The organism is Micromonospora sp. DT229 (assembly GCF_049844505.1).
Lineage (GTDB): Bacteria > Actinomycetota > Actinomycetes > Mycobacteriales > Micromonosporaceae > Micromonospora.
This window is the reverse complement of the sequence record NZ_JBNCLD010000018.1, coordinates 116132-127510: the sequence shown is the minus strand read 5'-3', so window position 1 is coordinate 127510 and position 11379 is coordinate 116132. Positions and strand designations below refer to the sequence as shown.

Genomic DNA, 11379 nt, shown 5'->3' with positions numbered 1-11379 from the left:
ACAGACGATCACGCGGTGGCCGCGCCACCTCTACCCGCTCCCATCAGCGAAATCTCAAACGGCGGCTGCCGTACTAGTTTCTATTCTCCGGGAGCGAGAAATGTCGAGGTCGAGGTCGAGTTCAAGGTTGAAAAAGATTGTCGCAGCGGTATTCGCGGCTGGGGCGATGGCACTTTCCTTGGGCGCCGCCCAGCCAGCCAGCGCCGCCGCCAGCTACATCAGCGTGAACGAAGTTTGGATCAACGGTTGCCCGTCCGGCTACGTTTGCCTGCTGTTCGACTACCAGTTGCAGTACGGCGGTTACGGTTACTACAACGACGTGTGGAACATGGCGACAATCTCGTCCCCCTACAACAGTATGAACAACAGCGCCTCTTCGGCGAGGAACAGCAGCAGCGCCGGAAACGCCACCAAGTTCTACGACGTCGCGGGCGGTTCCGGCACCAGTCGGTGCCTTCGGCCGGGATACTCTGTCAGCAACCTGGGAGTGCTGGACAACAAAACGTCCGCGTTGGTCTGGTCCTCCAGCTGCGGATCCGTTGCCTACTTCTGAGTCGAGCGTATAGGGCTTCTGCCAAAAAGGGTCGCCTGTACTTGCCTCGGCGGTCTCGCACTTCCGAACAATCACGGAAAGTAGGGGAGAACACATGATGCGCAGGGCGAAGGCGCGGATAGCCGCGGGAATCGCGTCGCTCGTGATGGCCGCAGGAATCGGCTTGACCGGGGCTCAGCCGGCGAGCGCGGCAGCCTCGTACATCAGCGTGTGGGAGGGTAGCTGCTCATCGGGATACGTCTGCCTCTTCCACGACTACCAGCTGCAATACACTGGCTACGGCTACTACAACGATGTGTGGAACATGGCGACGATCCCTTCGCCCTACAACGGCATGAACAACGACTCCCGTTCGGCGCGGAACAACAGTAACGCTGGAAACGCGACGAAGTTCTACGACGTCGCGGGCGGATCCGGTACCAGTCGGTGCCTTCGGCCCGGATACGTTCTCGGCTACCTAGGGGTTCTGGACCAAAAGACGTCCGCATTGGTCTGGTCGTCCAGTTGTGGATCAGTGGCCTACTTCTAGCCGATCATGGGGGCACGAGAATATCGTGCCCCCATGATCTGGGCGATGGCAGACTGTGGTGAATTACGGTCGTCCTGCCCGTGCCGGGCATTACTCGAAATGGTGAGCGGTCAACGCGCTAGGGTGTGCGGCGGGACCGGCCGCGCGGGTCGTACTGTCGGGAAACCGCGTGGTGGCCTACCACACGGACGTGACGGAAGTTAGGCTCACCGCGCGGTTCGGCGCTCATCCGATCCTTGCTCTAAGGAAGGCCTGTTCATGTCTGTCCTGCTCCGCATGAGGTTGATCGCTTGCACTGCGGTTTCACTCGGCGTCGTCTGGGTGGCCACCGGTTGCGGCGGTTCCGGGGCCGGAACGGAGGCGGATCCAACAACCGACAGGTCCGCTCTGACCGGTGGCACTCAGCAGGGTCCACAGGCGGTGCTCAATGAGGCGCTCGAGTCGGAACTGCAGGTCAAAGGACTGATTGTCAGATTGACCGAGAGTTGCCTGCGGAGCAAGGGGGTCGACAAATTCCCACGTCGGCAGGCGTCCTCGGACGGCAGTGTGACCGTTGCGCCGCGCTCCTCACCGCTGCTCGAAGAGGCCCGAGCAAGGGGGTATGGCGTCACCGAGGAGCAGCAGACAGAGGCGCCTGTTGAACCGGAGTTCACCTTTGCCTCCCCTGAAGAGGAACGCCGTTATCTGGAGGCGCTCACCGGGGAATCCACGGCAGCGGTGCCTGCCGATCAGATTGGTGGTAGACCGTCGCTCGGTGGCTGTACCGGTGAGGCTCGCTCGGCCGTCTACGGACAGGTGGCCGCGCCGGAGAGTCCAACCACCAAGATCCGTGAGGCGGCCGAGGCGGCGTACACCAAAAATCCGAGCCTGACGGCCGCTGCGAAGGACTGGTCCCTCTGCCTTGAGAAGGCGGACTACCCGAAGTTCAAGGATCCCGAGGACGCGGTTCGATACGCACAGTTCTTCCACTACCCGGTCGGTGCGCGGCCGGGGGGCACCGTACCGGCCGGTGGCCCCTGGCCCCCCGCCGAGGCCCTGAAGAAGGAGATCGCACTCGCGGTCGCGGATGCCGGTTGCGCGGATCAGGGCGGTCTGCGCGACGTCCAGAAGAGTGCCTGGAGCAAGGCGCTCAAGGACGCTTTGGCGCAGTACGAGACGCAGATCTTCGGTTACCGAGACGCGATGTCCGCCGCTCTCGAGCGAGGGCAGCAGGCGCTCCAGGGCTGACAATCGGCAGACGGGGATATCCATGAATCGACGACGAATAGCGGGCTGGGTAGCCACGGTGCTTTTCCTGGCGACCTCCGTCTGGATCTGGCAGGTCGGGTCGGAGGCGAGGTCGCCAGCACATTGGGTCGCGCGCGCCACACCACCCTCGCCCTCGCTGGTTACTGCGCTGGTTACGGCTGGGCCGCTGCTGGATTCGGCGACCGTCAGCGGGATACTGAGCCGAGAGACCGTCGTCACCGTGACCGGGCCGACCGCCCAACCCGGGGTGAGTCGTCAGGTGATTACCAAGGTGCCGGTCAAGACCGGTCAGTCGGTTCGCTCCGGGCAGGTGGTCGCCGAGGTGTCCGGCCGGCCCGTGATCGTGCTGTCCGGTCGCTTCCCGGCCTACCGGGACATCGGTGATGGTGATGAGGGCCCGGACGTACGCCAGATGCAGGAGGCTCTTCGCGTCCGGTACGGCACCCCTGTCACCGGGAGACTCGATTCTCGGACGGTCGCCGACCTGCGTGGGCTCTACCGGTCCATTGGCTACCCGGCCCCCTTGGTCGACCAGGCCGAGACCGGTGAGGAGCCTTCGCCTGAGCCAAGTTCCTCGGCCGACGAAAGAAAGCACCTCAGGATCCCGACGGGAGAATTCTTCTTCGTGCCCGACTTACCAGCGGCGGTCGGCTCGACGCCAGGCAGAGTCGGTGGCGACGGCAGCGGACCGCTCGTCACGCTCGCCGGTGGCAAGTGGCAGTTGCGGGTGCGCCTCGACCCCACCACTGAGCGTTTGATCGAATCGATGCCCAAGGGCGGAAAGTTTCGTCTCGGCGACGCCGAGGGGCCTGTGGTTCGGCTACTGGAGATCCGAACCGTGGGCACGGGCAGCGAGCGGGCCGGATCGGCGGACCGAACCGCTGAGTCCTCAGCGACCTCAGAGCCCACGGAAGCAACCGACAGCGGGGACCGCGAGGCCGTCTTCGAGTTGACCGGCAAGCCGGCCGGCGCTGCGCTCGGCCAGCAGTGGGAGATTTTCATGGAACGCTCCCGCAGTTCCGCTGATGCGGTGGTAGTGCCCGCCTCGGCGCTCTGGACCGGCGCGGACGAGTCTGTCTCGGTGGAGATTGCCGAGGCCGGTGGCTCGGTCAGATTGGTCGAGGTCGAGGTCCTCCTCAGTGTGGGCGGCCGGGTCGCCGTCCGGCCCCGCACCGGGGAACTGCCGGTGGGTGCCCGGGTGGTGGTCGCCGAGCGCGATGCTGAGGCTCCCCGATGACCTTCGCCGTCACCGCTGCCGAAACTCCGCTGCTGGAACTGGTGGGACTGACCAAGCGCTACTCTGGCCCGCCGGAGGTTGACGTGCTGAAGGGCGTGTCGATCCAGATCAGTGGCGGCGAGATGGTGGCGATCGCGGGCCCGTCCGGCTCAGGGAAGTCAACCCTGCTGAATATCCTCGGCCTGCTGGACGAACCGACCCATGGCTTGTTGAAGATCAAGGGAAGGTCGGCGATCGGCCTCTCTGAACGCGACCGAGTTCGACTGCGAGCCACCGAGATCGGGTTCATCTTCCAGTCTTTTCACCTCGTACCGTATCTGGACACAGTGCAGAATGTCATGCTGCCCCTGGTCCACCAGGGACGACGGGGAGACCGGCGGGCGCGAGCCGTCGGAGCTTTGCAGCGGGTCGGACTCGGCCATCGGCTGGAAGCCCGGCCCACCACTCTGTCCGGCGGAGAGCAGCAGCGGGTAGCCATTGCCCGCGCGCTTGTGCATGATCCCCCGTTGATCCTCTGCGACGAGCCGACCGGCAATCTCGACGCCGCCAACACCTCCGCCGTACTCGACTTGCTGCGCAACCTGGTCGCGGCGGACCGTGCCGTAGTCATCGTCACTCACGAGGCGGAGGTGGAGGCCCGCGCTGACCGGGTGATTCGGGTCATGGACGGTCATGCGGTCTGACCGCGTCCGTACGCGCGCCTCCGACGTGTTCGGCCAGGCGTACCTCGCGGTGCTCGGCCGCCGCGGCCGCTCGATGCTCACCGCGGCGGGGATCGGGCTCGGCATCGCAGCGACCGTCGCCACCGTGGGGATCAGCGCGAGCGCTGCGGAGGCGATCTCCGGTCGGTTCGACGCGACCCAGGCGACAGCGGTCTCCGCTCGATTCAACGATGCGCGGGTACGTCCGGAGCCCGCTGCGGTGGACGGATTCCGACAGGTCAACGGGGTGACCGAGGCCGGTTTGACATGTACGGGTACCGAGGACGGCCGGCTGAGTAACGTCTCCACCGCCGTCTCGGCGGAAGGCGGAGAACAGGTCGCGGTGGTCGCCGCCCAACCGGCCGCGTTGCGGGCGCTGCAGGTTGCCGTCGCCCGGGGAAGGACCTTCGACGACGGCCACGACCTCCGTGGGGACCATGTCGCGATACTCGACAGTTCGGCCGCCGAGGCGCTCAACCTCACCCCGGGTCGGGTTGACGCCGTCGTCTACCTCAACGACGTCCCATATGCGGTGCTCGGCGTCTACGAGGCCCCTGCCGGCGCCGCGTATCTGACCAACGCGATCGTGCTGCCGTACCACGCTTGCCGGGACGGCTGGGAACCGTTCGGGGAAGCGACCGTGGTGGCGCGTACGGCACTCGGCGCGGCGGATCAGGTAGGCGCGGCCATGCCGCTGGCGTTGATCCCCGAGAATCCGGCTGCCGTGACCGTGCAGACCCCCGCCGACCTGCGTAACTTTCGGCAAGGGGTGGAGGGAGAGACCCAGGCGTTGTTCCTGGGGCTCGCCGTGGTGTCCCTCGTCATCGGCGCGCTCGGAGTCAGCAATACGACCCTTGTGTCGGTGCTGGAGCGACGCTCAGAGATCGGCCTGCGCCGTGCGATCGGAGCGAGCCGGCGCGCGGTTGCCGGCCAGTTTCTCGTCGAGAGTAGTTGCTTCGGGCTGGCGGGCGGGCTTGGTGGCGCGATCATCGGAGTGGATGTGATCTCGGTGGTGTGTCTGCTCAAGGGATGGTTGGTGGTGATCGATCCGCTGCTGCTGCTCGCCGGGCCGGCGGGCGGCCTCATCGTCGGCATGCTGGCTGGCGTCTACCCTGCCTGGGCGGCCGCTCGGGTCGCACCCGCCGCCACCCTGCGCGGGTGACCCGGGTGCCGGCCGGTGGTTAGGTTGAGCCGGAGTCGTCGCTCCGGTCAGTCGACGGTCGGAAGCTTCGGGCCGAGGACGTGGTCGGCGGTGGTGCAGGCCACCGACCCGGCCAGCCCGGACGGCCCCACCAGCAGTGGAGCGCGCTGGGGCCGGAACTGGCCGACTGCTGGTAGAGCCGAGGCGCCGGACGGGTCTTCTGGGAGCGGTCGGGGTGTTATTCATGGCGCATGAACACCGGCCACCCTGGCTGTGGACGTCCCCTGGTCCTCGTCGTCATCAGACTGCGGGCGGCGCCGGGATGATCCCGACGGCAATTCGGGAGGCTGCCGCCATTCCGCCGTTGTAGCGGTATCAACAGGCCCTGGATACCGCAACAACGCCGAAACGGAGTCGATCAAGCGGCGGGTCAGTCGAAGGAGGGCAGCGAGGGGCCGAGGACGTCGTCGGCGTCGACGATGGTGTACGCGTACCCCTGCTCGGCTAGGAAGCGCTGGCGGTGGGCGGCGTACTCGGTGTCGATGGTGTCCCGGGAGACGACGGTGTAGAAGTGGGCCTGCCGGCCGTCGGCCTTGGGTCGCAGCACCCGGCCCAGCCGTTGCGCCTCCTCCTGCCGGGAGCCGAAGGTGCCGGACACCTGGATGGCCACCGCCGCCTCGGGCAGGTCGATGGAGAAGTTCCCCACCTTGGAGATCACCAGGGTGCGGATTTCACCGGAGCGGAAGGCGTCGAAGAGCCGCTCGCGTTCCTTGTTGGTGGTGGACCCCTGCACGATCGGCGCGTCCAGGTATTCGCCCAGTTGGTGCAGTTGGTCGATGTACGCGCCGATGACCAGGGTCTGCTCCTCCGGATGCCGGTCCACCAGGGCCTTCACCACCGGTAGCTTGGTGCGGGCGGTGGCGGCCATCCGGTAGCGCTCCTCGGCCTCGGCGGTCGCGTACGACATCCGCTCCGCGTCGGTCAGGGTGACCCGTACCTCGGTGCACTGGGCCGGGGCGATCCAGCCCTGCGACTCGATGTCCTTCCAGGGGGCGTCGTAGCGCTTCGGGCCGATCAGGCTGAACACGTCGCCCTCCCGGCCGTCCTCGCGGACCAGGGTGGCGGTCAGCCCGAGCCGACGGCGGGCCTGGAGGTCGGCGGTGAACCGGAAGATCGGCGCGGGCAGCAGGTGCACCTCGTCGTAGACGACCAGGCCCCAGTCGCGGGCCCCGAACAGGTCCAGGTGGGTGAAGGCCCCCTTCTTACGCGAGGTCAGCACCTGGTACGTGGCGATGGTGACCGGCCGGATCTCCTTGCGCTCGCCGGAGTACTCGCCGATCTCCTCCTCGGTCAGCGAGGTACGGGCGATCAGTTCGCGCTTCCACTGTCGACCGGCGACCGTGTTGGTGACCAGGATCAGGGTGGTCGCCTTCGCCTCGGCCATCGCCGCCGCACCGACCAGGGTCTTGCCGGCGCCGCAGGGCAGCACCACCACCCCGGAGCCGCCGGCCCAGAAGGCCTCCACGGCCTCCCGCTGGTACGACCGCAGGGTGAACGGCTTGCCCCCCTCCTTGCCGGCCTCGGCCAGCTCGATCGGGTGGGCCTCCCCGTCGACGTACCCGGCCAGGTCCTCCGCCGGCCAGCCCAGCTTGAGCAGGGCCTGCTTGAGTCGGCCGCGTTCGGAGGGATGCACCGCGATGGTGTCGTCGTCGAGTTTGGCGCCGAGCATCCCGGCGAGCTTCTTGCTCTTGGCGACCTCGATCAGCACCACCCGGTCCAGGGCGCGCAGCACCAGGCCGTGCACCGGGTCGTTGGCGAGTTGCAGGCGGCCGTAGCGGTCCATGGTCTCGGCCACGTCGACCAGCAGGGCGTGCGGCACCGGGTAGCGGGAGTATTTGATCAAAGCGTCCACCACCCCCTCGGCGTCGTGGCCGGCGGCGCGGGCGTTCCACAGCCCCAGCGGGGTCAACCGGTAGGTGTGCACATGCTCGGGGGAGCGTTCCAGCTCGGCGAAGGGCGCGATGGCCATCCGGCAGGCCTGGGCGTCAGGGTGGTCGATCTCCAGCAGCAGGGTTTTGTCCGACTGTACGATCAGGGGTCCACCGCTCACGCCGAATCTCCTCCTCCGTACGGCCGATGGGGTCGGCACGGTAGGCCGCTGACCTGCCACCGGGCGACCATCCAGTGTTGCACGTCGAAGCCGGTGCCAAGAATGCGTACGCGGACGGCAACCTTTCCCTTTCCGGGCTGCGTTTAGCAGGTGGGGAGACGGAATCGCATCGGTTGCGGATGCTTCGTCTTCCAGGTCGGCGCGGTGCGTGTGCGTTCGATCCGTGATCAGGCGGGCCAGGAAGCGGGGGCGCTTCCCGCCATCACGGACAGCCAACGGGGGCGAGCGGCGCGCCCGGGCCGACCTTCCGCGTCGGATTCCGCGTACCCGCCGCCGGGTAGAAGCTGCCGGGACCGGTCGGCCGTGCTGCTGGCCGGTTGCCATCTTCAATGACACCCTGGGATGGCACGCCGGACCGTACGGGAGGGCAGATGTCCGTTGATCAGGAACTGATCTTTGCGCGTGACAAGGCCGATTCGGCGGAACCCGTATCCACCGCCACGGTGGTGGCGTACGCGATCCTCGGGGCGCTGTTGTTCGGCTGGTTCCTGTACGGCTGGCTGGTCCTCCAGCAGGGTTTCATCGATTCGGTCGGGGAAGCCGCCGGCGCCGGTTCCGCTCTGCTGCTGATCGTGGCGATCGTCGGGTCGGTGCGCCGCAGCCGCCGCTGACCCGGATCACTTCTCCAGCACCGCTGCGGTGATCCGGTGCAAGGCGAAGGTGTGCAGCATCTCCGTGCGTTCGTCCTCGGCCCGCAGGTAGCCGGCACCGAGGGAGACCGGTCGGACCAGTCGCGATGCGGTGGCCCCGTGAGCGTCGACATAACCGACCCAGACCAGCGCCTTGTCGCGTACCGCCTGCTGGAGGACGGCCAGCGCGTCGGCGTGACCGCGTGCGGGGGCCGGGCCGGTCGAGGTCGCGGTACCCCGTACGGCCGCTGGAGCCCGCCGGGCCGCCCGGGCCGCAGCGTCGCCCCGGCGGATCTGTTCCACCACCCCGAGCAGGCGGGGCAGCGGCAGGCGGGGGGTGGCCAGGGGGTCGAGGACCCGGGTACCCACGGAGACCCGGGCCGCGGCCCGGCGGACCTTGGGCCGGGTCAGCACCGCCGAGCCGGTGGCGTCCTCGGCTACCGGCGCGTAGCCGGCCTCCCGCAACACCGCCAACATCCGCCCGGCCTGGTACGGGGTGACCAGCACGGTGGGCGCCAGGCGGCGCAGGGTCAGCTCCTCGACCCGCCGATCGGCCAGCAGTTCGGCGAGCAACGCCTCGTCGTCGCTGCGCAGGTACGCCCCGGCGGAGCCGACCCGCAGCCCGCCGTGCCGACGGGCCATGTCGTCGATGAGGTAGGTCAACCCCTGCGGTATCGGGGTGCGGGACCGACGCCGGAACAGGTCGTGCAGATCCTCGGCCGAGTGGCCGGTGTCCAAGGCCCGGCGCACGCTGCCCGGGGTCACCCGGTACACGCTCGCGCCACCGCCCGACTCGGGTTCGGCGACCGCCTCCAGTTCGGCGGCGAGGGTCGGCTCCGGTGGCCCGGGAACCACCACGGTCAGGTCGGCCTGCACCAGGAAGTGATCGACCGGGGCGGGTAGCAGGGCGTCCAACACCCGCACCGTGGTGCCGGCGGCGTCGTCGGTCTCGTTGCGCAACCCGAGCGGGTCGCTGCTGTCCCGCTCCTCGGTGTCGGTCACCTCGGTCAGCAGCAGCCGCCCGTACGAGGTGAGCGCCCCCAGTCCGGTCACCCCCAGGGTGGCCGCCTCGGCCAGTACCTCCCGGTGGGCAGCCTCCCGGCCCCGGCTGCGGCGGGGGGCCCGCCAGTCGAGCAGCGCCAGCACCTCCTCGACGGTGGGTGCGGCGGCCGGCTCCAGGTCGGCGAGCACGCCGAGCACCGCCCGTCGGGCGGCCGGCGCACCGGCCCGTTCCGCCTCGGCGGAGAACACCGTGATGGGTCGGTCCCGGTCGTCGCGTTGCCCGATGAGGCCGACCTGCCGGGTCATGGTCAGCCAGGCCCGGGCCACCTGCGCCCAGCGTTCGGCCAGGGAACCGGCCCGCCACAGCTCGTACCCGGCGGTGGGCAGCACCTGCTGGTCCGCCCCGTACCGGCTGGCGCTGCCGGGTAGCTCCACCTCGCCCGCCAGCCCGGCCGCGTACGCCGCCTCCAGCAGCAGCGCCGCCGTCGGCTCGTCCAGCCCGGTGACCCGGGCCAACCGCCGCAGATCACGTACCCCGATCCCGCCGGAGCGCAGCACCGGCGCCGGTTCGGCGGCCAACTGTTCCAGCAGCGCCTCGATGTGGCGTACCACCTCCATGGTCTGCCCGGCCCCGGCGGAGTCGACGGCCTTCGGCTCACGTGGGGTGCTGGCCACCTGCGGCCCGCTGACGCTCAGCGGACCCAGCGGCCCGGTGTCGCGGCGCAGCAGCAGCCCGATCTCCCGGGGCAGCTCGACCATGCCGCTGGTGCCGCCCTTACCGCCGGCGACCCGCACCAGCAGCCGGTGGTCGACCAGCCAGCGGACCGGGGAACCGGTGGGCGCCCCGCCGTTGGTCTCGTCCGGGGGCAGGTCGTCGTCGCTGCCGGTGGCCGGTGCCTGCAACGCGCCGGGGGGCACACTGCCGACCGGGGGCCCGGCCGCCAGCCGGTCCAGGATCGCCCGCGCCGACGGCGGCGCGGCCAGCAGGGTCCGGCGCAGTTTCGCCGGGTCCGCGCAGAGGGCGGCCGTGCGCGGGTCCAGCTCCGCTGCCGGTCGGCCCAGCCCCGCCGGGTACGGGGAGATCTCGTCGATGCCACCGACCAGGTGCAACTGATGGTCCGGGCCGTACACCAGCAGTCGCGCCCGCAGTCGGTCCAGGGCGGCTCGGACGGAGGTGGGTGCGGGTGGGTTGGGGCCGGCGGTGGCCATGGCCAGGACCCCGTCGACCGAGGTGGTGCCGTCGGCCGGGTCACGGGTCAACCGGGCGGCGTCCATGATCTGGAGGGTGAACTGGTCCAGCCCGTCCAGGGCCCGCGACACCGAGACCCGGGACTGGGCCCGGATGGCCAGGGCGTCGAGGTCGGCGGGAACCGGCACGACGAGGTCCGGCCGCAGTTGCAGCAGCGCGGCGAGGGAGTCGTCGGGCAGGGCCCGCAGGTGGTCGGCGAGTGAGGTGCTCATCGTCGTTCCACGCTAGCCCGCCGGGGGGTGCTTCCGCCCATCGGACGACCGGGCCGGGTCGGGGGCCGGGTAGCTTTCCAGGATGCCTGCACTGACGGTCGGCTTCGATCTCGACATGACTCTGCTCGACACCCGCCCCGGCATCGCCGTGGCTCTCCGGGCGTTGACCGAGCTGACCGGCGTACCCATCGACGCCGACGCCGCCGTGACCCGGCTCGGCCCGCCGCTGCGCACCGAGCTCGCCCGCTGGTTCCCGCCCGAGCAGGTCGACGAGGCGGTCCGCGCCTACCGGGAGCTGTATCCGGCGTACGCGATAGCCCCGGCCGTTCCGCTGCCCGGGGCCCGAGCGGCCATCGAGGCGGTACGGGAGCGGGGCGGGCGGGTGCTCGTGGTCACGGCCAAGCACGGCCGGTTGGCCCGGCTGCACCTGGAGCACCTGGGGCTGGTGGTGGACGAGGTGGCCGGAGACCTGTTCGCCGAGGAGAAGGCGACCGGTCTGCGTGCCCACGGCGCCACCCACTATGTGGGAGATCACGTGGCGGACATGGTGGCCGCCCGGGCGGCTGAGGTGCCCGGGATCGCGGTGGCCACCGGCCCGTGCTCGGCCGAGGAGCTGCAGGCTGCCGGGGCGGCTACGGTACTGGCGGATCTCACCGGATTCCCGGCGGCGCTCGACGGCATGATCCGGCTAGCCTTGAAGCAGTAGAC

The 11379-nt window shown here is 69.3% G+C and carries 10 protein-coding genes; 8 read left to right on the top strand and 2 right to left on the bottom strand.

The genetic code is table 11. From position 1 onward, the window contains the following. The first annotated feature begins 127 nt into the window (after window positions 1-127). From ACLQ2T_RS23810 to ACLQ2T_RS23785, 6 genes are all read left to right on the top strand, one after another. Window positions 128-553, top strand: a complete 426-nt coding sequence (locus ACLQ2T_RS23810; protein WP_425768575.1) for a hypothetical protein — start codon at window positions 128-130, stop codon at window positions 551-553. Window positions 554-647: 94 nt separating this feature from the next. Further along, complete coding sequence (locus ACLQ2T_RS23805) at window positions 648-1082, top strand: hypothetical protein (protein ID WP_425768574.1); 435 nt, start codon at window positions 648-650, stop codon at window positions 1080-1082. A gap of 258 nt (window positions 1083-1340) precedes the next feature. After that, entirely contained in the window at window positions 1341-2309 is a 969-nt protein-coding gene (locus tag ACLQ2T_RS23800) for a hypothetical protein (protein WP_425768573.1), read from the top strand. A gap of 268 nt (window positions 2310-2577) precedes the next feature. Continuing rightward, the gene (locus tag ACLQ2T_RS23795; protein WP_425768572.1) at window positions 2578-3567 is read left to right on the top strand and encodes a hypothetical protein; all 990 of its coding nucleotides are present in this window, start codon (window positions 2578-2580) and stop codon (window positions 3565-3567) included. Continuing rightward, window positions 3564-4250 carry an ABC transporter ATP-binding protein gene (locus ACLQ2T_RS23790; protein ID WP_425768571.1) on the top strand — a complete coding sequence of 229 codons (687 nt, stop codon included), beginning with the start codon at window positions 3564-3566 and terminating at the stop codon, window positions 4248-4250. Before ACLQ2T_RS23795 ends, ACLQ2T_RS23790 begins: the two co-directional genes overlap by 4 nt. Further along, entirely contained in the window at window positions 4240-5430 is a 1191-nt protein-coding gene (locus tag ACLQ2T_RS23785; RefSeq protein WP_425768570.1) for an ABC transporter permease, read from the top strand. The genes ACLQ2T_RS23790 and ACLQ2T_RS23785 overlap by 11 nt, the downstream gene beginning before the upstream one ends. A gap of 409 nt (window positions 5431-5839) precedes the next feature. Here ACLQ2T_RS23785 and ACLQ2T_RS23780 read toward each other — a convergent pair whose 3' ends face one another. Next, on the bottom strand, window positions 5840-7519 hold the full coding sequence (locus ACLQ2T_RS23780; protein WP_425768569.1) for a DNA repair helicase XPB: 1680 nt from the start codon (window positions 7517-7519) through the stop codon (window positions 5840-5842). A gap of 431 nt (window positions 7520-7950) precedes the next feature. Here ACLQ2T_RS23780 and ACLQ2T_RS23775 point away from each other — a divergent pair, with 431 nt between their 5' ends. Continuing rightward, window positions 7951-8190: a hypothetical protein gene (locus ACLQ2T_RS23775; protein ID WP_425768568.1), complete on the top strand. Its 240-nt coding sequence runs from the start codon at window positions 7951-7953 to the stop codon at window positions 8188-8190. Between the two features lie 6 nt (window positions 8191-8196). Here the strand turns inward: ACLQ2T_RS23775 and ACLQ2T_RS23770 are convergent, their stop codons facing one another. Then, window positions 8197-10671 (bottom strand): helicase-associated domain-containing protein, encoded by a 2475-nt coding sequence (locus ACLQ2T_RS23770; RefSeq protein ID WP_425768567.1) that lies wholly within the window; start codon window positions 10669-10671, stop codon window positions 8197-8199. 82 nt (window positions 10672-10753) lie between these two features. Between ACLQ2T_RS23770 and ACLQ2T_RS23765 the strand changes: the two genes are divergently transcribed. Further along, window positions 10754-11377, top strand: a complete 624-nt coding sequence (locus ACLQ2T_RS23765) for an HAD family hydrolase (RefSeq protein ID WP_425768566.1) — start codon at window positions 10754-10756, stop codon at window positions 11375-11377. The last annotated feature ends 2 nt before the right edge of the window (window positions 11378-11379 follow it).

Excerpts from the sequence above, each read along its gene's own strand:
- ACLQ2T_RS23765 (WP_425768566.1), top strand. The coding sequence starts at position 10,754 with ATGCCTGCACTGACGGTCGGCTTCGATCTCGACATGACTCTGCTCGAC.
- ACLQ2T_RS23790 (WP_425768571.1), top strand. The coding sequence starts at position 3,564 with ATGACCTTCGCCGTCACCGCTGCCGAAACTCCGCTGCTGGAACTGGTG.
- ACLQ2T_RS23805 (WP_425768574.1), top strand. The coding sequence starts at position 648 with ATGATGCGCAGGGCGAAGGCGCGGATAGCCGCGGGAATCGCGTCGCTC.
- ACLQ2T_RS23785 (WP_425768570.1), top strand. The coding sequence starts at position 4,240 with ATGCGGTCTGACCGCGTCCGTACGCGCGCCTCCGACGTGTTCGGCCAG.
- ACLQ2T_RS23775 (WP_425768568.1), top strand. The coding sequence starts at position 7,951 with ATGTCCGTTGATCAGGAACTGATCTTTGCGCGTGACAAGGCCGATTCG.
- ACLQ2T_RS23770 (WP_425768567.1), bottom strand. The coding sequence starts at position 10,671 with ATGAGCACCTCACTCGCCGACCACCTGCGGGCCCTGCCCGACGACTCC.
- ACLQ2T_RS23800 (WP_425768573.1), top strand. The coding sequence starts at position 1,341 with ATGTCTGTCCTGCTCCGCATGAGGTTGATCGCTTGCACTGCGGTTTCA.